18 protein-coding genes and 2 tRNA genes are annotated in these 20,065 nt (G+C 71.9%); 16 read left to right on the top strand and 4 right to left on the bottom strand.

From position 1 onward, the window contains the following. Positions 1-198: 198 nt before the first annotated feature. Positions 199-2,235, top strand: coding sequence for a 4-alpha-glucanotransferase (gene malQ, locus ACFVNO_RS20450; protein WP_378894721.1), 2,037 nt, complete (start codon positions 199-201; stop codon positions 2,233-2,235). Between the two features lie 82 nt (positions 2,236-2,317). Here malQ and pepN read toward each other — a convergent pair whose 3' ends face one another. Next, on the bottom strand, positions 2,318-4,861 hold the full coding sequence (pepN, locus tag ACFVNO_RS20445) for an aminopeptidase N (protein WP_378894718.1): 2,544 nt from the start codon (positions 4,859-4,861) through the stop codon (positions 2,318-2,320). A gap of 233 nt (positions 4,862-5,094) precedes the next feature. On the opposite strand from pepN, the gene ACFVNO_RS20440 reads away from it, so the two are divergent. From ACFVNO_RS20440 to ACFVNO_RS20395, 10 genes are all read left to right on the top strand, one after another. Next, complete coding sequence (locus ACFVNO_RS20440) at positions 5,095-5,730, top strand: DsbA family protein (RefSeq protein WP_378894715.1); 636 nt, start codon at positions 5,095-5,097, stop codon at positions 5,728-5,730. Between the two features lie 133 nt (positions 5,731-5,863). Continuing rightward, a complete protein-coding gene (locus ACFVNO_RS20435) occupies positions 5,864-6,022 on the top strand; it encodes a hypothetical protein (protein ID WP_378894712.1) in 159 nt (52 codons plus the stop codon). Positions 6,023-6,148: 126 nt separating this feature from the next. After that, positions 6,149-7,564: an aldehyde dehydrogenase family protein gene (locus ACFVNO_RS20430; protein WP_220559606.1), complete on the top strand. Its 1,416-nt coding sequence runs from the start codon at positions 6,149-6,151 to the stop codon at positions 7,562-7,564. A 129-nt stretch (positions 7,565-7,693) separates the two neighbouring features. Continuing rightward, on the top strand, positions 7,694-7,840 hold the full coding sequence (locus ACFVNO_RS20425; RefSeq protein ID WP_220559607.1) for a hypothetical protein: 147 nt from the start codon (positions 7,694-7,696) through the stop codon (positions 7,838-7,840). Positions 7,841-7,933: 93 nt separating this feature from the next. Then, on the top strand, positions 7,934-8,401 hold the full coding sequence (locus ACFVNO_RS20420) for a ribose-5-phosphate isomerase (protein WP_220559608.1): 468 nt from the start codon (positions 7,934-7,936) through the stop codon (positions 8,399-8,401). 387 nt (positions 8,402-8,788) lie between these two features. Next, a complete protein-coding gene (locus tag ACFVNO_RS20415; RefSeq protein ID WP_355261881.1) occupies positions 8,789-9,892 on the top strand; it encodes a PP2C family protein-serine/threonine phosphatase in 1,104 nt (367 codons plus the stop codon). 260 nt (positions 9,893-10,152) lie between these two features. Beyond that, positions 10,153-11,496: a magnesium transporter gene (gene mgtE / locus ACFVNO_RS20410; RefSeq protein ID WP_355261878.1), complete on the top strand. Its 1,344-nt coding sequence runs from the start codon at positions 10,153-10,155 to the stop codon at positions 11,494-11,496. Positions 11,497-11,564: 68 nt separating this feature from the next. Further along, positions 11,565-11,765: an antitoxin gene (locus ACFVNO_RS20405; protein WP_355261875.1), complete on the top strand. Its 201-nt coding sequence runs from the start codon at positions 11,565-11,567 to the stop codon at positions 11,763-11,765. A 41-nt stretch (positions 11,766-11,806) separates the two neighbouring features. Further along, a complete protein-coding gene (locus tag ACFVNO_RS20400) occupies positions 11,807-12,667 on the top strand; it encodes a M23 family metallopeptidase (RefSeq protein WP_378894705.1) in 861 nt (286 codons plus the stop codon). 21 nt (positions 12,668-12,688) lie between these two features. Beyond that, on the top strand, positions 12,689-13,231 hold the full coding sequence (locus ACFVNO_RS20395; protein WP_378894702.1) for a (2Fe-2S) ferredoxin domain-containing protein: 543 nt from the start codon (positions 12,689-12,691) through the stop codon (positions 13,229-13,231). 24 nt (positions 13,232-13,255) lie between these two features. Here the strand turns inward: ACFVNO_RS20395 and ACFVNO_RS20390 are convergent, their stop codons facing one another. From ACFVNO_RS20390 to ACFVNO_RS20380, 3 genes are all read right to left on the bottom strand, one after another. Next, positions 13,256-15,118, bottom strand: a complete 1,863-nt coding sequence (locus tag ACFVNO_RS20390; RefSeq protein WP_355262444.1) for an ABC transporter ATP-binding protein — start codon at positions 15,116-15,118, stop codon at positions 13,256-13,258. Between the two features lie 79 nt (positions 15,119-15,197). Beyond that, on the bottom strand, positions 15,198-15,689 hold the full coding sequence (locus ACFVNO_RS20385; protein ID WP_355261866.1) for an adenylyltransferase/cytidyltransferase family protein: 492 nt from the start codon (positions 15,687-15,689) through the stop codon (positions 15,198-15,200). 207 nt (positions 15,690-15,896) lie between these two features. After that, a tRNA-Gly gene (locus tag ACFVNO_RS20380) sits at positions 15,897-15,967 on the bottom strand. A gap of 167 nt (positions 15,968-16,134) precedes the next feature. On the opposite strand from ACFVNO_RS20380, the gene ACFVNO_RS20375 reads away from it, so the two are divergent. The 5 genes from ACFVNO_RS20375 to ACFVNO_RS20355 form a co-directional block, all read left to right on the top strand. Continuing rightward, positions 16,135-16,209 (top strand) — tRNA-Pro (locus ACFVNO_RS20375). A 224-nt stretch (positions 16,210-16,433) separates the two neighbouring features. Beyond that, positions 16,434-17,885 (top strand): trigger factor, encoded by a 1,452-nt coding sequence (gene tig / locus ACFVNO_RS20370; RefSeq protein ID WP_355261863.1) that lies wholly within the window; start codon positions 16,434-16,436, stop codon positions 17,883-17,885. A 306-nt stretch (positions 17,886-18,191) separates the two neighbouring features. After that, positions 18,192-18,818 carry a ClpP family protease gene (locus ACFVNO_RS20365; protein WP_220559617.1) on the top strand — a complete coding sequence of 209 codons (627 nt, stop codon included), beginning with the start codon at positions 18,192-18,194 and terminating at the stop codon, positions 18,816-18,818. Between the two features lie 117 nt (positions 18,819-18,935). Next, positions 18,936-19,592, top strand: a complete 657-nt coding sequence (locus ACFVNO_RS20360; RefSeq protein ID WP_220559618.1) for an ATP-dependent Clp protease proteolytic subunit — start codon at positions 18,936-18,938, stop codon at positions 19,590-19,592. A gap of 211 nt (positions 19,593-19,803) precedes the next feature. Continuing rightward, a partial coding sequence (locus ACFVNO_RS20355; RefSeq protein ID WP_355261858.1) for a ClpX C4-type zinc finger protein occupies positions 19,804-20,065 on the top strand: 262 nt, incomplete at its 3' end.

Genomic DNA, 20,065 nt, shown 5'->3' with positions numbered 1-20,065 from the left:
TCGATACGACCGGTGTCATGGCCCTGCGCTCGACGGCGTGTCACCCCCGCCCGCCGGGCCGGGGCCCGCGACGCGCCCGGCCGCGCCCGGAATGATCGCCGCTTTCCCCCACGGGACGGCTGTTACCGGGCGTCCACCGGCCGGTACCGGCCCGTCCTTGCGGTGTACGGAGTCCCCGTTAGGGCATGATCGGTTTCTGTGAGGGACGTTCAGCTGGCCCGTGTGGCCGAGCAGTACGGTGTCGCGACGAGCTACGAGGACTGGCGGGGGCGCAGGGTCCCGGTCGACCCCGACGTCATCCGCCATGTCCTGGCCGCACTGGGCGCCGACCCGGACCGGGAGCCGCCGGACCGGGAGCCCGACCTGCTCCCTCCCGCGGTCGTCCTGCGCGAGGGCAAGGCGCCCGACCCGGTGCTCCCCGAGGGGGTGCACAGCACCGTCGAGACCGCCGACGGCTCCCTGCTGCCCTTCGACCAGGGCCTGCCCCTGGGCGTTCACACACTGCGCGTCACCCACCGCGGCACGGAGCACGACGCGCCCCTGCTGGTGGTCCCCGACCGGATCGACCCCACCGCCCTGCGCGAGAACCCGCGCCTGTGGGGGGTCATGACCCAGCTCTACAGCGTCCGCTCCCGGGCCTCCTGGGGCATCGGCGACCTGCGCGACCTCGCCGAGATCTCGGACTGGAGCGCCCGCGACCTGGGCGCCGACTTCGTCCTCATCAACCCGGTGCACGCCACCGAGCCCGTCGCCCCGGTGGAGCCCTCCCCGTACCTGCCGGTCAGCCGCCGCTACGCGAGCCCCCTGTACATCCGCATCGAGGACGTCCCGGAGTACTCCCGGCTGGACCCCGCCCAGCGCGAGGGCATCCAGCGCCTGGCCCGGCCGCTGCGCGAACGCGGCCGCACGGCGGACCTGCTCGACCGCGACGCCGTCTGGGAGGCCAAGCGGGCCGCCCTGGAGATCCTCTTCCAGGTGCCCCGGGCACCGGGCCGCGAGGCCGCGCTGCGCACCTACCTCGAACGCGAGGGCCGCCCCCTGGTGGAGTTCGCCACCTGGTCGGCGCTGGCGGAGGAGTACGGCCCTGACCACCGGACCTGGCCCGCGCACCTGCGCGACGTCACCGACGACGCCGTGGGCCGGGCCGCCCTGGACCGCTGGCCCCTGGTGGAGTTCCACCGCTGGCTCCAGTGGGTCCTGGACGAGCAGCTCGCCCAGGCCCAGACCACCGCACGCATGGGCGGCATGGGCACGGGCGTCGTGCACGACCTCGCCATCGGCGTGCAGGCGGGCGGCGCCGACGCCTGGATGTTCGGCGACGCCCTCGTCCAGGGACTGCACGTGGGCGCCCCGCCCGACGAGTTCAACAGCCTGGGCCAGGACTGGGGGCAGCCGCCCTGGCACCCGCGCCGCCTGGCCGAACGCGGCTACGGGCCGCTGCGCCAGATCCTGGGCCAGGCCCTGCGCCACTCCGGAGGGGTGCGCATCGACCACATCATGGGCCTGTTCCGCCTGTGGTGCGTGCCCGAGGGCGCCTCCGCCGACCAGGGCACCTACGTCTCCTTCGACCACGAGGGCACCGTCGGCGCCCTGCTGCTGGCCGCGCGCCGGGCCGACGCCGTCGTCATCGGCGAGGACCTGGGCACCGTCGAGCCCTGGGTGCGCGACCACCTGTCCGACCGCGGCATCCTGGGCACCTCGGTGCTCTGGTTCGAGCAGGGGGCCGACGGCTCCCCGCGCCCGCCCGGCGACTGGCGCACCGACTGCCTGGCCACGGTCGCCACCCACGACCTGCCCCCGGTGGCGTCGTTCCTGTCCGCCGAGCACGTCGAGCTGCGCGACCGGCTGGGGCTGCTGTCCCGGCCGGTGGAGGAGGAGCGGGCCGACGCCGAGGCCCGGGTGGAGCGCTGGCGGGCCCTGCTCGTGGAGCTGGGGCTGCTGGAGGAGGACGCCGACCCGCTGGCCGACCCGGCCGCCGTGGTCACCGCCATGCACGCCTACCTCATGGCGACCCCGGCCCGGATGGTGGGGGTGGCGCTCACCGACGTGGTGGGGGAACGGCGCATGCAGAACCAGCCGGGCACCAGCACCGAGTACCCGAACTGGCGGATCCCGCTGACCAACGGCGAGGGCGAGCCCGTCCTGGTGGACGAGCTGCTCGCGGACCCGCGCATGGTGTCGCGCATCCGCCGCACCCTGGGCCCGCTCGGCGACGGGCACGGCCGCACCCTGTAGCGCCCGGCCCGCGGGGTTCCGGACACGGGACGGGCCCGGGGAGGACGTCCCCGGGCCCGTCGCCTCCGTCGCGTCGACGCGGCTAGCGGGCCTCGCCGGCGGCGATGTCCACGGCGCGGGCCTTCAGCGCCCGCTCCACCCCGGCACGCCCCTCCACCAGCAGGCGCCGCAGGGCGGGGGCGGGGGAGTTCTCGGCGATGTAGGCGTCGGTGCGCTCGATCGTCGCCTCCTCCACGAGGCCGCCCGGGTACATGAACTCGGCGAAGGTCTGCGCGAACTCGCCGGTCCACTTCTCCCAGGCCGGGGCCAGCTGCGCGAAGTACTTCTCCACGTAGGGCCGGTACAGGTCGGCCTGGCCCGGCTCCACGAAGCCCAGCAGCACCGACCGGAACTCGGCGTTGGCCAGCTCCTCGCCCACGATGCGGTCCCAGGCCGCGGCCTTGGCCGCCGCGGTCGGGATCGCCGCCCGCGCGCCGGCGGCGTGCCGCTGCCCGGCGGCCGTCGCGTCGTTCTTCAGCTCGGCGTCGATCTCCTCCTCGCCCGCCTTGCCGGTGGCCACCAGGCGGCGCAGCAGGGTCCACCGCAGCTCGGTGTCCACCACCAGGCCGTCCACGGTGATCGCGCCGTCCAGCAGCCCCCGGAGCAGGGACAGGTGGGCGTCGCCGACCGCGCTGGAGGCCAGCGCGTTGACGTAGGCCAGCTGCAGGTCGCCGCCGGGCTCGGCGGTCGTCAGCAGCTCGCGCAGGCGCTCCGACAGCTTCTCGAAGCCGAACGGGCGCCACGCCGGGTCGGCGTAGTTGTGCAGGGCGGAGACGGCCTGGCGCAGCAGCGTCTGGGCGACCATGACGTCGTCCACGCCGTCGATGCCGGAGATGACCAGGTCCACGTAGTCGCGGGCGGGCATCTCGCCGTCGCGGGTCATGTCCCAGGCGGCGCCGAAGGCCAGCGCGCGGGGCAGGGACTCCCGGATGCCCCCGATGCCGTCCACGACCGTGGCCAGGGACCGCTCGTCCAGCCGGATCTTGGTGAAGGTCAGGTCGTCGTCGTTGATGAGGACCAGGTCGGGGCGGGCCTTGCCGACCAGCTCCGGCACCTCGGTGCGGGCGCCGCTGACGTCCAGCTCCACCCGGTCGCGGCGCACGATGCCGTCCCCGGTGCGGTCGTACAGGCCGATCGCCAGCCGGTGCGAGCGCAGCGTCGGGTGCTCGGGGGCCGCCTCCTGGATCACCGCGAACGAGGTGAAGTCCCCGTTCGCGTCCACCTCGAAGTCCGGGCGCATCGTGTTGACGCCGGTGGTCTCCAGCCACTCGCGCGACCAGCCCGACAGGTCCCGGCCGGAGGCCGCCTCCAGGTGCTTGAGCAGGTCCTTCAGCTCGGTGTTGCCGAAGGCGAACTCCTGGAAGTAGGCGCGCACGCCCGCGAAGAACGCGTCCACGCCCACGTACGCCGCCAGCTGCTTGAGCACCGAGGCGCCCTTGGCGTAGGTGATGCCGTCGAAGTTCACCTCGACCGCCTGGATGTCGACCATGTCGGCGGCGATCGGGTGGGTGGAGGGCAGCTGGTCCTGGCGCAGCGCCCAGGACTTCTCCACGTTCGCGAACGTGGTCCAGGCGTCCGTCCACTTGGTGGCGTTGGCCTGGCAGTACACGCTGGCGTAGGTGGCGAAGGACTCGTTCAGCCACAGGTCGTCCCACCAGCGCATGGTGACCAGGTCGCCGAACCACATGTGCGCCATCTCGTGCAGGATCGTCTCGGCGCGCCGCTCGTAGCGGGCGTCGGTCACCCGGGAGCGGAAGACGTAGTCCTCCAGGAACGTGACGGCGCCCGCGTTCTCCATGGCGCCCGCGTTGAACTCCGGCACGAACAGCTGGTCGTACTTGCCGAAGGCGTAGCGGACCCCGAACAGGCCGTGGAAGAAGTCGAAGCCCTGCCTGGTGACCTCGAACAGGGCCTCGGAGTCCAGGTGCTCGGCCAGCGAGGCCCGGCAGAAGAGGCCCAGGTCGATGCCGTCGTGGGTGTCGCGCACCTCGTGGTACGGGCCGGCGACCAGCGCCGTGATGTAGGTGGACATGCGCTTCGTGGCGGGGAAGTGCCAGCGCACCCGCTCCTCGCCGGCCGCCTCGCGCGTCACGTCGGGCGCGCTGTTGGAGACCACGGTCCACGACGGCGGCGCGAACACGGTCAGCTCGAACGTCGCCTTCAGGTCCGGCTGGTCGAAGCACGCGAACATGCGGTGCGCGTCGGCGGTCTCGAACTGGGTGTACAGGTACACCGAGTCGTCCACCGGGTCCACGAACCGGTGCAGGCCCTCGCCGGTGCGCATGTAGGCGGCGTCGGCCACCACGGTCAGCTCGTTGTCGGCGGCCACCTCCGGCAGCGTCAGGCGCTCGCCGTCGAACAGCCCGGCCGGGTCGAGCTCCGCCCCGTTCAGCGTCGCCGACAGCACCCGGGGCGCCGCCAGCTCCACGAACGTCCGCGCACCCGGCTCCGAAGAGGAGAAGCGGACCACGGTGGTGGACCGGAAGGTCTCGTCCCCGGTGGTGAGGTCGAGTGTCACCTCGTAGGAGTCGACGCTCAGAATGCGCGCCCGCTCCCGAGCCTCGTCCCGGGTCAGGTTCCCTGCCACGCCACGCTCCCTCCACGGCCGCCGTCGTCGCCGGCCGGATCGCTTCACCGGGGACGACGGCGCGGGCCGGGGGAACTCCTCTGGGCGGGGCGTCGTCGGGGCCGGTGGATCGGTTGTCGATTCGGCTCCGATCCTGCCACGCACGGGGTCGGAATGCGCAACCGAAATCGAAGGTTGTAGCGCTACGTCGACCCCTGCGGGGCGCCGCCCCGACTCTTTGCGAGGAGCACTCCATGACGCAGACCGCCGCGGACGCGGGCGAGCAGGACATCGCCTACGCGGACATGTGGTTCGATCCGGCCTGCCCCTGGGCCTGGATCACCTCCCGTTGGCTGCTGGAGGTCGAGAAGGTCCGGCCGGTGCGGGTGCGCTGGCACGTGATGAGCCTGGGCGTCCTCAACGAGGGCCGTGACCTCCCCGAGGACTACCGCGAGCTGCTGGACCGGTCCTGGTCCGCGGTGCGCGTGTGCATCGCCGCCGAGCAGCGCTTCGGGGCCGAGGTCCTGGGCGCCCTGTACACCGCTCTGGGCACCCGCTTCCACAACAACGACGAGCCCCGCACCGACGAGACGATCCGCGCCGCCCTGGCCGACGCGGGCCTGCCCGGGGACCTGGCGGAGGCCGGCGGGTCCACCGAGTACGACGAGGCCCTGCGCGCCTCCCACGCCGAGGCCATGAAGCTGGTCGGCGAGGACGTGGGCACACCCGTCGTCCAGGTCGAGGACGTCGCGTTCTTCGGCCCGGTCATCACCCCCATCCCCCGTGGGGAGGAGGCGGGGAGGCTCTGGGACGGCGTCCGCCTGGTCGCCGGCACCGAGGGCTTCTTCGAGCTCAAGCGCACCCGCACCCGCGGCCCGGTCTTCGACTGACGCGGGAGCGCGGCGGAACGGCACGTCGGCGCGCCGCGCCCGGTCCCCGGGCGCGGCGCGATCCGGGGTGCGCGCGGGTGCACACTGGAGGGGGCCGCGGCGGCGGCCGCCCACGACGACGGAAGGACCGGCCGTGCCCGAACCCGACGACGAACGCAGGGTCGAGTTCCTCGACGACCTCGACGTCCTGCCCGACACCACCTCCGACGAGGGCGCGCTGGGCTGGGACGACGACGTCTCCGACGACTCCACCGACCGCCTGATCGCCGAGCGCCCCCCGCACTGGGACTGAGGGCCCCGCGGCCGGGGGCTCCGCGCCGGCGCCGGGGGACCGGGCCCGGCCCGGCCGTCATCGGCGGGTCCACCGGTCGTGCCTCCCGCACTGGCCGACCGAATCCGGTTCTGCGACAGTGGGGGCATGCGATCCCTCTACATCGACGGCGCCTGGCGCGACTCCGCCTCCGACGAGGCCCTGGACGTGATCGACCCGGCGACCGAGCAGGTCATCGACACCGTTCCGGCCGGGGACCCCAAGGACGTCGACGCCGCGGTCGCGGCCGCGGCGGCCGCCCTCCCGGCCTGGTCGGCCCTGGCCCCCGGCCGCCGCGTCACCCACCTCGCCCACGCGCTGGACCTCTTCAACGAGCGCATCGACGACATCGCCGCCCTGCTCACCCGCGACATGGGCGCGCCGGTCAAGTTCTCCCGCAGCGTGCAGGCGGGCCTGCCCGCGCTCATGTTCCGGACCTACATCGACCTGGTCGAGGAGACCGGCGAGCGCTACTTCGAAGGCGAGAAGCTGGGCAACTCGCTCATCGTCCGCGAGCCGGTCGGCGTGGTGGGCGCCATCACGCCGTGGAACTACCCGCTGCACCAGATCGTGCTCAAGGTCGTGCCCGCCCTGCTGGCGGGCAACACGGTCGTCCTCAAGCCCAGCGAGGTCGCCCCGCTGAGCGCCTACGCCCTGGCCGAGGTGTTCCACGACGCGGGCCTGCCCGCGGGCGTGTTCAACCTGGTCTCGGGCACCGGCCCGGTCGTCGGCGAGGCCATCGCCGCCCACCCGGGCGTCGACATGGTCTCGTTCACCGGCTCCACCCGCGCGGGCGTGCGCGTCTCCCAGGTGGCCGCCGAGACCGTCAAGCGGGTCGCCCTGGAGCTGGGCGGCAAGTCGCCCAACGTGATCCTGCCCGACGCCGACCTCACCGCCGCCGTCAAGCGCGGCGTCGCCGACGTCATGCGCAACACCGGCCAGAGCTGCAACGCCCTCACCCGCATGCTCGTCCACCGCGACTCCTACGAGGAGGCCGTCGCCCTGGCCGCGCAGGCCGCCGCCAAATACGTCCCGGGCGACCCCAAGGAGGAGTCCACCCGGCTGGGCCCGCTGGTCTCCGCGGCCCAGCTCGACAAGGTCCGCTCCTACATCGAGCTCGGCGTCCGGGAGGGCGCCCGCCTGGTCGCCGGCGGCCCCGAGCCCGTCGAGGGGCCGGGCTACCACGTGCGCCCCACGGTCTTCGCCGACGTCGGCAACGACATGCGCATCGCCCGGGAGGAGATCTTCGGGCCGGTCCTGGTCCTCATCCCCTACGACACCGAGGAGGAGGCCGTGGCCATCGCCAACGACACCGACTACGGCCTCAGCGCCGCGGTGTGGTCGGGCGACCCCGAACGCGGCCTGGCGGTCGCCCGCCGCCTGCGGGCCGGGCAGGTGGAGCTCAACGGCGGCGCGCTCAACCCCCGCGCCCCCTTCGGCGGCTACAAGCGCTCCGGCAACGGGCGCGAGTGGGGACTCCCCGGCCTGGAGGAGTTCTGCGAGATCAAGGCCGTGCAGATGTGACCGGCCGGTGTGTCAGGACTCACGGGCCGGAACGGTTCATACCAGGAATCGGCCCCGGTGAGAATCGCGTTGAGGGGTGTGGAAAAATTCCGACTGGTCATCCCTGGTCGAACCCAATCGAGGTGTGAGTTGAGCAACAAGCCCGCGGTCTCCAAGGCAGGACCCCTCGGCAAGGACATCAAGATGATCGTGATCAGCAACGTGATCGCGATCGCCTCCATGGCCCTCTTCGCCGTGCTGGGTCTGAGCGTCGCGGCCGCCGCAGGCGCCGCCTGACCCTCGGTCACAGACGCGTCCGACGCCCCGCCCGTCCCCTCGACGGGCGGGGCGTCGTGCATCCCCGCCCCGGCGACCTGCGACACTGTGTCCGTGCGTGTTTACCTTGGATCAGATCATGCGGGCTACGAGCTCAAAGAACACCTCGTCTCCTGGCTGAAGGAGCGCGGCCACGAGGTCGTCGACGCCGGGCCCTTCGCCTACGACGCGGTGGACGACTACCCGCCCTTCGTCCTGCGCGCCGCCGAGGGCGTCGCCGCCGACCCCGGTGCGCTGGGCATCGTCATCGGCGGCTCAGGCAACGGCGAGCAGATCGCCGCGAACAAGGTCGCGGGCGTCCGCGCCGCCCTGGCCTGGAGCGAGGACACCGCCCGGCTGGCGCGCGAGCACAACGACGCCAACGTGCTCGGCATCGGCGGCCGGATGCACACCCTGGACGAGGCCACGCGCTTCGTCGAGGTCTTCCTGGCCACGCCCTACAGCGACGAGGAGCGGCACACCCGCCGCATCGCGATGCTGAGCGCCTACGAGGAGACCGGCGAGCTCCCACCCCTGCCCTGAGGACCCCTCCCGGCCCCGCCGGGAACCGAGCGCCCCCGCCCGTGAACCCGGGCGGGGGCGTCCGCGTACGGGGCCCCGGGAACGGGTTTGGGCTGATCCCAAACCCTCGATTATGGGGGAGAACACCGACGGATGCACGTGCCAGTCGGACATCCCCCGCGCTACAGTTCGTGCACAGCGGCTCGGTTCCGTCCCGGCCGCCGCCCGGCGGTGCCCTCGGCCCGCCGCCACGACCGCGGGCGGGTCCCCACACCGCCCTCAGCCCGTCGCACGTCCCGAGCCGGGGACGGCGCCGGAGCCCCGCCGGACCGCCACGGTCGCGGCACGGGCCACCCGAGCCGACCGAGACCGAACCCCCACGGGCGGGCGCGCCCGCACAGAGGATTGATGAAGCCCACACCGAACGCCAAGGCCGCCCGACTGCTGCGCACCACCGCGCAGCGGATCGTCGCGGTCCTCCGGCGCAAGGTGCTCTTCCGCTACCGGCTCGTCCTGATCACCCTGGTCACCCTGGCCGTCGGCATCGGCGTCGGCGCCGTCTGGGGCCCGGCCGGGTGGTTCCCGCCCAGCTCCACCATCCTCACCGTCCTGGCCGGCGGCCTGCTGCTCAAGCGCAAGAGCCTGGCGGCCCTGCTCGCCGTGGTCGCGGCCGTCCTGGTCTTCGTCGCCTTCATGCTCGACTTCGGGCAGGTCGGCCCCGGGCTGCTGGTCACCATCGGCGTCACCGCGGTGCTGTCCTACCTGCTGTCGGGCGTGCGCGAACGCCTGGGCGTGCAGGGCCTGAGCGGCGAGATGATGCTCCTCGACCTGCGCGACCGGCTGCGCCAGCAGGGCCGGCTGCCCGGGCTGCCGTCCGGCTGGGGCCGCACCGCCGTCCTGCGCCAGGCCGGGGGCTCCTCCTTCGGCGGCGACTTCGTCGTCTCCGACCGCGACGGCGACCGGCTGGACATCGCCGTGGTCGACGTCTCCGGCAAGGGCGTCGACGCCGGGACCCGCGCCCTGATGCTCTCGGGCGCCTTCAGCGGGCTTATCGGCGCGGTGCCCACCAAGGACTTCCTCGCCCACTGCAACGACTACCTCATGCGCACCGGCGGCGGTGAGGGATTCGTCACCGCCGTCCACCTCAGTGTGGACCTGTCCACCGGCGAGTACAGCATCGCCTCCGCCGGGCACCCGCCCGCGGTCCACTACGACGCCGGTACCGGCTCCTGGACCACCACCGAGGCCAAGGGCGTGGTCCTGGGCGTCATCCCGGAGATGACCTACACCTCGGTCCGCGGCCGCCTGCGGCCCGGCGACGCCCTCATGCTCTACACGGACGGCCTCATCGAGACCCCCGGCGAGGACCTCGACGCCGGCATCGACCGCCTGCTCGGCGCGGCCGAGACCCTGGTGACCAGGGGTTTCTCGACCGGTGCCGGGAAGATGGTCGACGCCCTCAGCAAGGACAAGAACGACGACTGCGCCCTGGTCGTCCTCTGGCGCGACTGACCCCCGGCGACACCCCCGGACGGGGCGGCGGACCCGTGCGCGGCCCCCGGACGGGTAAGGTTCGGGGTGCTCCCCGTCCCGCGTACGGCGGCCGTCCCCGTACACGTCCCCGGATACCCGTGCGCGCCCTCCCCATCCCCGGCGCCGACTCCGCGCGGTCCACCACACCAGTGACGACGGGACCCGGAGCCGTCATACGCAACCGGTGTCGCCCGCGGCCGTGCCCTGCGGGCGGAGGAGAACGCGAGGGGGTGCTTCGCATGTCAGAAGGCGAGCGCGCTGAAGAACTCACCGAACTGGTCGAGAACAACGACCTGACGGGAATCCGGCTCTGGTTGGCCGAACATAGGCCCTACGAGATCGCCGACGAGCTCGCCCGCATGGCGGGCAGGCAGGCGATCATCCCCTTCCGGCTCCTGGACAAGGACCGCGAGCTGGAGGTCTTCGAGGAACTCGACCCCGGCCAGCAGCAGGCCATCCTCCTGGGCCTGCGCGACAGCGCCTTCCACGAGCTCCTGGAGGAGATGGACCCCGACGACCGGGCCCGCCTCATCGGGGAGGCCCCGGCCAAGATCGCCACCCGCGCCCTGGCCGGCCTCAGCCCCGCGGAGCGCCGGATGACGGCGGCGCTGCTGGGCTACCCCGAGGACGCCGTCGGCCGGTTCATGACGCCCGAGACGGTCGTCCTGCACCGCGACCTCACCGTGGGCCGCGCCCTGGAGATCGTCCGTGCCAAAGGAGCCGACGCCGAGACCATCTACACGCTCCCCGTGGTCACCGACGGCCGCCGCCTGGTCGGCACCGTAACCCTGGGCGACCTGGTCGTCAACGACGACGCCCGGCTGCTCAAGGACATCGTGGACGTCCTGGCCCCGCAGGTGCGGGCCACCCACCCGGCCGAGGACGCCGCCCGCCTGATGCAGGAGGCCAACCTGGTCTCCCTGCCGGTGGTCGACTCCGAGGACCGGTTCGTGGGCCTGCTGACCTTCGACGACGCCCTGGAGCTCATCGAGGCGGCGGACTCCGAGGACATGGCCCGCCAGTCCGGTGCCAGCCCCGTCGGCGACCACTACGTCAGCGTCGGGGTGCTGCGCCTGGTCGGCGCCCGCTCGGTGTGGCTCATGCTGCTCATCGTGGCCGCCACCCTCACCGTCAACGTGATGCAGGTCTTCGAGGCCACCCTGGAGGAGGTCACGGCGCTGGCGGTGTTCGTGCCGATGCTCATCGGCACCGGCGGCAACGTCGGCGCCCAGTCCGCCACCGCGATCGTGCGCGCCCTGGCCGTCGGCGAGGTGCGGGTCCGAGACCTGCCCCAGGTCATCTGGAAGGAGGCCCGGGTCGGGCTGCTGCTCGGCGTGATGCTGGCCGGCCTGGCGCTGGCCATCGGCGCCCTGCTGGTCGGGTTCCAGGTCGCCGTGGTGGTGGCCTGCTCGGTCATCGCCATCTGCACCTGGGCGGCGATCATCGGCTCGTCGATGCCGCTGCTGGCCCGCAAGGTGGGCGTGGACCCGGCCGTGGTGTCCTCGCCGATGGTGGCGACCCTGGTGGACGCCACCGGCCTGATCATCTACTTCTCGGTCGCTCGGCTCATCCTGCACATATGACACGGGGGCATAACCGGCGTGACACCGGGTATCGCCTTGGGTGCAGGACGGACCTGAGGGGGGAATCCATGTCCGGTGCCGGAGATGCGTTCGACAAACTGAGGAAGGCCGTCGACGACAACGCCGACAAGGTCGAGGGGCTGGTCGGCAAGGCCGCGAACGCCGCCAAGAAGGCGACCGGCGGCGCCCATGACGACAAGATCGACAAGGGGGCCGACGCCGCCACCGACTACCTGCGCAAGCGTGCCCGGGAGAACAGGGAGCGGTAACACGGTTCGGCGGGGCGGGACCGGGCGTCCACAATATGGAGATGCCCGATCCCGCCCCGACCCGTTTCCAGGTCGCCCTGGCCCGAGTCCGCGTCCCCCTCATGTGGGCCGCGGGCGCCGCTCTGCTCGCCGGGTACGCCGGCCTGTCGTGGTGGGCGGGCTGGTCCCTGTTCGCCGTCGCGCTGGCCGTGTACCTGCGCCTGGGCACCGTCCGCTGCGCCCCGCGGGTGCTGCGGCCCCCGGTGCGGGGGCGCTGGATGGCGCTGACGAGCCCGGTGGACGCGGTCCCCAGCCAGGGGGCCCACGCCTACGGGCAGACCCACGCCCTGGGGCTGGTCGCCGAGGACGGGACCCGGCCCGACATCGGGTGGCGGCCGCTGAGCCGCCCCCCGGAGGACTTCCCCGCGTTCGGGAGGCCCGTCTACGCGCCCGCCGACGGGGTCGTGGTCGCCGTGCACGACCGGAGCCGCGACCACCGCAGCCGCAACTCCTGGCCGTGGCTGCTGGGCTCGGTCCTGGAGAACACGCTGCGCGAGCTGCGCGGCCCGGCGGGCCTGCTGGGCAACCACGTGGTCATCGACGTCGGCGGCGCGTACGTGCTGCTGGGCCACCTGCGGAAGGGCTCCGTCGGGGTCCGCCGAGGGGACCGGGTGGCGGCGGGCGCCCTGATCGCCCGCTGCGGCAACTCGGGGGCGTGCACCGAGCCGCAGCTTCGGATGCAGCTGATGGACCACCGGTGGCCGCTGGTGGCGGCGGGGCTGCCGTTCCTGTGGGAGGCGGGCTGGGACGGGGGGTCCGAGACCGCAGGGCTTCCCGAGACCTGGCGGCCGTTCGACGTCCCCGCTGGTCAGAGCGGTCCGGAGGCGGGTTACCCTGAGGCTGATGAGGTAAGGCGAACCTAAGGTTCGGGTGAGGAGGACGGTGTGGGCGAGATCGACGGGCGGCCCTGCCGGCTCACGGTCTGCCGCGGCTGCTGCTGCGGGACGAAGAAGAAGGTCCCGGGCGTCGACCACAAGGCCCAGCTCGCCCGCCTGTCCGCCATCGACGACCACGCCGGCCGCACCGTCCCGGTCCGCACCAGCAAGTGCCTGGGCATCTGCTTCCAGGCCAACGTGGTGGTCGTGCAGCCCTCCCAGAAGGGCCACGCCGCCGGGGGGCGGCCCGTGTGGCTCGGGGAGATGACCGAGGAGGGGCTCCTCGACGCCCTCGACGACTGGATCTTCGAGGGCGGCCCGGGCCTGGCCCCGCTCCCCGACGTCCTGGCCGACCACGTCACCTCCAAGGACGCCAAGAAGCCCAAGAAGCGCAAGCGGCCCAAGAAGGCCAAGGCCATGGAGAAGGAGCGCAGGAAGGCGAAGGAGCGCAAGGCCGAGAAGGCCTCCCGCCGGCCCGGGAAGAAGGGCAAGGGGGAGAAGGACGGGAAGAAGAAGGGCCGGAAGAAGGACGAGCGCCGCAAGAAGAAGTAGCGCGGCGCCCGCCCCCGGGTCCCGTCAGTGGTCCTGCGGCGCGAACTGGGTCCGGTACAGCGCCGTGTACAGGCCGCCCCGGCCCAGCAGCTCCTCGTGGGTGCCCCGCTCCAGGATCCGCCCGTCCTCCAGGACCAGGATCTGGTCGGCCTCGCGCACCGTCGCCAGCCGGTGCGCGATCACCAGGGAGGTGCGCCCGGACAGGGCCTCGGCCAGCGCCTCCTGCACCGCCGCCTCCGACTCCGAGTCCAGGTGCGCGGTGGCCTCGTCCAGCACCACCACCGACGGCGAGCGCAGCAGCAGCCGGGCGATCGCCAGACGCTGCTTCTCGCCGCCCGACAGCCGGTAGCCGCGGTCGCCCACCATCGTGTCCAGCCCGTCGGGCAGCTGCTCCAGCAGCGGGCCCAGCCGCGCCATCCGCAGCGCCGCCTCCATCTCCTCGTCGGTGGCGTCGGGCTTGGCATAGCGCAGGTTCGCGCCCACCGTGTCGTGGAACAGCTGGGCGTCCTGGGTGACCACTCCCACGGCCTCGCGCAGCGAGTCGGAGGTGGCCTCGCGCAGGTCCAGCCCGCCGACGCGCACCGCACCCTCGGTCGGGTCGTACAGCCGCGACACCAGGTGCGTCAGCGTCGTCTTGCCCGCGCCGGAGGGGCCCACCAGGGCCACCATCGTCCCGGGCTCGGCCCGCAGCGACACCCCGCTCAGCACCTGGGTGTCGTCGGAGCCGCGCCCCTGCGGGTTCAGTTCCAGCGACGCCACCGAGGTCTCCTCGGCGCCCGGGTAGCGGAACGACACGTTGTCGAACTCCACCCCCACCGGGCCCCGCGGGATCGGCCTGGCGTCCGGGGACTCCTTGATCGCGGGGTCCAGGTCCAGGATCTCGAAGACCCGGTCGAACGACACCAGCGCGGTCATGATCTCCACGTGCACGTTGGACAGGCTCGTCACCGGCCCGTACAGGCGCACCATCAGCGTGGTCAGCGCCACCAGGGTGCCGACCTCGAACGCGCCGTCCACGGCCAGCAGGCCCCCGACGCCGTAGACCATCGCGGTGGCCAGCGCGGTGACGGTGCCCAGCATCGTGAACAGCAGGCCGCCGAACACGGCCTGGCGCACGCCCAGGTCGCGCACCCGGCCGGCCCGGCGGGCGAACCCGTCGGCCTCGTCCCGCGGGCGGCCGTACAGCTTGACCAGCATGGCGCCGCCGACGTTGAACCGCTCCGTCATCAGGGAGCTCATGTCGGCGTTGGTGTCCATGGCGTCCCGCGAGATGTGCGCCAGCCTGCGGCCGATCAGCTTGGCGGGGATGAGGAACAGCGGTACCAGCGCCAGCGCCAGCAGGGTCACCTGCCAGGACAGCGCCAGCATGGTGATGATCACGGCGGTGGCGCTCACCAGGTTGGACACCACCGACTGCAGGACCGAGGTGATCGCCCGCTGGGCGCCGACCACGTCGGTGTTCAGCCGGCTGATCAGCGAGCCGGTCTGGGTGCGGGTGAAGAACGCCAGCGGCATCTTCTGCACGTGGGTGAAGACCTGCGTGCGCAGCAGGTAGATGACGCCCTCGCCGATGCGGGCGGACAGCCACCGGCCGGTCAGCGCGAGCGCGCCCTCCAGCAGGGCCAGGCCGCCCGCGGCGGCGGCCAGGCCGATCACCAGGGGGCGGTTCCCCGCGACGATGCCCCGGTCGATGATCGCCTTGAGCAGCAGCGGGTTGGCCACCACGATGGCGGCGCCGACCGACGTCACGAGCAGGAACAGAAGTATCGCCCGCCAGTGGGGGCGGGCGTAGGAGATGATGCGACGGGTGATGCCGGGGGGCAGTGCCTGCCCCCGGGCGCTTCCGTCGTTGACCAGGGCCCTGTAGGAGGGCCGACCGGACATCATGGTCATACGGGCCTCGATTCGCGTTACGCGTGGGTCAACAACCGTCCGCGCCCACCGCTTCCCGAGGCGTCCGGGGTGCTCAGAGGGCTCGGGCGAGCCTGCCCAGCGCCGCGGTGGTGGAGCGGCCGGGGGTGAAGGGCAGCTCCCAGGCGAGGGCGTCCAGCGCCTCGGCGCCCAGGATCTTGGCGCGGGTGTAGCGGTCTCCGGCGGTGAAGGCCAGGGCCGCCGGGGCCAGCGGCCGCAGGACCTCGGCGTAGGCCGACCAGTCGGCCACCCCGGGGGGGCCGTCGATGATGAAGGAGCCGGCCACGCAGCCCAGGGCGGCGATGGTCTCGGCGCGCTCCTCGGCCGGGTTGACCGGGCGTCCGGGCCCCTTCCAGGCGCGGACGCGCTCGTCGCACTCGATGCCGACGACCAGGGGCAGGCCGCGGTCGGCGATGGCTTGGAGGAAGCGGATGTGGCCGACGTGCAGGACGTCGAAGACCCCGGTGACGACGGCGGGGCGCTCCAGCCCCTCCGGCCGCTCGAACCAGCGTGTGCTCAGCGCAGTACCCGTGCCCGTGTCCGCCATCCAGTCACCCGATCCTCACAGGGGTGCCCGTGTCCGGTCTCGTCGGCGACCCCGCCCGAAAGGTCAACGTACCCGGTCGGGCCGGGTATTCCGCCTCCGGGCCCGAACGGTGTTCGGCCCTGTGGGGGAGTTCACCCGGACCGGTCCGCTGGGGCCGCGCACGACGGCGGGGGCCGGTGCTCGCGCACCGGCCCCCGCAGTGTGAAGAGCGGGCGACGAGAATCGAACTCGCATGACCAGCTTGGAAGGCTGGGGTTCTACCATTGAACTACGCCCGCGTGGCGCCGGAGCCTTCGAGTTTCCTCTAGACTCGTTGAGCCGACGGGGACAAGACTACAGTCTCCGCAGCGTTGGTCGCACACCCCTTTCCCGGGTCCGTGCGGGCGGCGTGTTCGGTCCGTGCCGGGAACCCGGAGCCGAACACGGTGTTCGGGGAGCAGGCGCACGGGGTGTGGCGCAGCTTGGTTAGCGCGCATGCTTTGGGAGCATGAGGCCGCGGGTTCGAATCCCGCCACCCCGACGAAACCGGCCACGGCGGCGGCTCCGGCCGTGCGCGGTGGCCCCCTGCGCATCTGCCCTAGACTTGGTGCGATCAGCAGGAAACTGTAAGTCCCAGCCCGTCGCAGGGCACCCCGTCGCCGGAGATCGTCAGATCGGGCGGGGGTGCACGCGTGCATTCGCCGTTGTGTGGTGCGCCTGCGGGCCGACGCGGACACCAGCCGGCAAACCTAGGAGTACCGCCCCGTGAAGACCGTTGTCGAGGAGCTGAGCCCGACCCGGGTCAAGCTGACCATCGAGGTGCCCTTCGAGGAGCTCGATCACGCTTTCGACGTGACCTACAAGTCGCTCGCGAAGCAGGTTCGGATCAAGGGCTTCCGCCCGGGCAAGGCGCCGGCGCGACTGATCGACCGTTACGTCGGTCGCGGCGCTGTGATCAGCGAAGCGGTCAACCACGCCGTTCCCGAGCTCTACAACGAGGCCATCCAGAAGGAGGAGATCTTCGCGCTCGGCCAGCCCGACGTGGAGGTCACCAAGCTGGAGGACAACGACGAGCTCGCCTTCACGGCCGAGGTCGACGTCCGCCCCAAGTTCGAGGTCGCCGACTACAAGGGGATCGAGGTGACCGTCGACAGCGCCGAGGTCACCGAGGAGCAGATCGACGAGCAGCTCGGCTTCCTGCGCGAGCGCTTCTCGACCCTGGTCGGCGCCGAGCGCCCGGTCGAGGACGGGGACCACGTCTCCATCGACCTGTCCGCCGCCATCGACGGTGAGAAGCTCGAGGACGTCGCCGTGAGCGGCTACTCCTACGAGGTCGGCACCAACACCATGCTGGAGGGCCTCGACGAGACCCTGCGCGGCATGGAGGCCGGTGCCGAGGCCACCTTCACCACCACCCTGGTGGGCGGCGAGCACGAGGGCAAGGAGGCGGACGTCACCGTCACCGTGCACAGCGTCAAGGTGAAGGAGCTGCCCGAGCTGGACGACGAGTTCGCCCAGCTGGCCAGCGAGTTCGACACCATCGACGAGCTGCGCGGGGACGTGCGCAAGCGCATGACCGAGGTGCGCCGCCTCCAGCAGCTGTCCTCCGCCCGTGACAAGGCCCTGGAGAAGCTGATCGAGTCGATCGAGCTGCCGCTGCCCGACGCGGTCGTCGACGAGGAGATCCAGCGCCGCCGCGAGAGCCTGGAGCAGCAGCTCGCGCAGAGCGGCCTCACCAAGGAGGCCTACCTCGAGTCGCAGGAGAAGACCGAGGAGGAGTTCGAGGAGGAGCTGACCACCGGCGCCCGCTCCGCGGTCAAGGCCGGGTTCATCCTCGACCAGCTGGCCATCCAGGAGGACCTGAGCGCCGACCAGGGCGAGCTCAGCCAGTACGTGTTCGAGCAGGCCCAGCGCATGGGCGTCAGCCCGGACCAGCTGGCCCAGCACCTGGTGCAGTCCAACCAGATCCGCGTCGCCTTCACCGAGGTCGTCCGCGGCAAGGCCATGGACCTGGTGCTGTCCTCCGCGAAGGTCACCGACGAGGACGGCAACGTCATCGAGCAGGAGACCGCCGAGGAGAAGTCGGCCAAGGCCGCCGCCGAGGCCGCTGCCGCGGCCGAGGGCCTGGAGGTCCTGGAGGACGCCGAGGAGGCCCCCGCGGCCGAGGCGACCGAGGACGCCAAGGACACCGAGGCCAAGGCCGACGAGGCCAAGTAGCCCCGGCCGCCGCGCCGAGCGCTCACGGGCCCCGCACGACCCTCCCGGGTCGGGCGGGGCCCGCCGCTTTCCCCGGGCCGCGCCGACCGGGCTCCGAGGGGGTTCGGGCGGTGCGGTGCGGCACCGGAGCGCCCGTTATTCCCGCTCCCGACCGCGTTCTTGTTCGCCTTCGGGAGAACAGGGCCTGCCGGGCTTGCGTCACCCTGCGCTCAAAGCGAACAGGCACGGTATCCGTGCAACCCCGGTGTCGGTCGGCGTTAGTGTCGCTGTATCGCAACCGTTTCGATTCCGGAGCAGGTGACGAGAGTGCCGCCGATCTTTGATGAGTCCTCGCGATTCGACGCTCGTACGTCGGAGCCGCAGTTTTCCCCTTTTCTTGAGCAGACGCCTCAGCGCCTGTTGCGCCAGCGAATCGTTTTCCTCGGCCAGCAGGTCGACGACGAGATCGCCAACCGCCTGGTGGGCGAGCTCCTGCTGCTGTCCGCGGAGGACCGCCAGCGGGACATCACCCTGTACATCAACTCGCCCGGCGGTTCCGTGACCGCGGGCATGGCGATCTACGACGTGATGCAGTACATCCCCAACGACGTCCGCACCGTGGGCATCGGCATGGCCGCCTCGATGGGCCAGATGCTCCTGTGCGCCGGTGCCCCCGGCAAGCGCTACGCGCTGCCGCACACCCGGGTCATGATGCACCAGCCGTCCGGCGGCATCGGGGGCACCGCCTCCGACATCCGCATCCTCGCGGACCAGCTGCTGTACGTGAAGAAGATGTTCATCGAGAAGATCTCCGAGCACACCGGTCAGACGGTCGAGCAGATCGAGAAGGACGCCGACCGCGACCGCTGGTTCACCGCGCAGGAGGCCAAGGACTACGGCTTCATCGACGAGGTCCTGGAGGGCACGCTCGACGTGGCCCAGGATCGCGGCTAGCGATCGGTCGGTGATCGGAACCGTCGGGTCCCGGAGCACCCGGGACCGGCACGGTGACCCCGCCCGACCCGGCGGTGCCGGGATCGGCGTAGTGCGTGGAAGCGTGGAAGGCGTGAAATGACCGAGTTCAATCCCTTTATCGGCGGCACGGCCCCGATGTCTCCCCAGGGCCGCTACGTCCTGCCGTCCTACGTGGAGCGGACGTCCTACGGCGTCAAGGAGATGAATCCGTACAACAAGCTCTTCGAGGAGCGGATCATCTTCGTCGGCGTGCAGATCGACGACACGTCGGCCAACGACCTGATGGCGCAGCTCATCACGCTGGAGCAGCTCGACTCCGAGCGCGACATCCAGATGTACATCAACTCGCCCGGCGGGTCGTTCACCTCGCTCATGGCGATCTACGACACCATGCAGTTCGTCCGCCCGGACATCCAGACGGTGTGCATCGGCCAGGCCGCCTCCGCCGCGGCGATCCTGCTGGCCGGCGGGACCAAGGGCAAGCGGGGCGCGCTGCCCAACGCCCGCATCCTGATCCACCAGCCCGCCACCGAGGGCATGCACGGCCAGGCCAGCGACATCGAGATCCAGGCCAACGAGATCACCCGGATCCGCACCCAGCTGGAGACCACCCTGGCGCGGCACACGGGCCGCACGCCCGAGCAGGTGTCCAAGGACATCGAGCGCGACAAGATCCTCACGGCCGAGGAGGCCAAGGATTACGGCATCATCGACTTCGTGCTCCCTTACCGCAAGGCCTCCCTGAACAAGTAGACCCTGCGGGCACAGGTCGAGAAGGCGTCGACCGGACCGGCCGCCAACCCGCCCGGAAGGGCCCGGTGGTGAAGCCGGTCCGGTTTTTCGCTTAGTCTGGCGAAAGAGCGACACACGGATCGCCCGTCCGTGAACGGACGGGTGCGGGGTATCGGACCCCGCACCGCCGCGGTACGCGGCATCGGCGGCCTTAGTTTCGAGGAGTGGCTGGGTGGCACGCATCGGCGACGGCGGGGACCTGCTGAAGTGCTCGTTCTGCGGCAAGAGCCAGAAGCAGGTGAAGAAGCTCATCGCCGGCCCCGGCGTCTACATCTGCGATGAGTGCATCGACCTCTGCAACGAGATCATCGAGGAGGAGCTCGCCGACTCCACCGAGCTCTCCTGGGATGCGTTGCCCAAGCCGCGGGAGATCTACGAGTTCCTGGATTCGTATGTGATCGGGCAGGAGCAGGCGAAGAAGGCGTTGTCGGTGG

The sequence above is a fragment of the Nocardiopsis sp. NPDC057823 genome, assembly GCF_042797335.1.
In the GTDB taxonomy this organism is placed as follows: Bacteria; Actinomycetota; Actinomycetes; order Streptosporangiales; family Streptosporangiaceae; genus Nocardiopsis; species Nocardiopsis changdeensis.
Note: the sequence above shows the minus strand (reverse complement) of the source record. Positions and strands in the feature narration are given on the sequence as shown.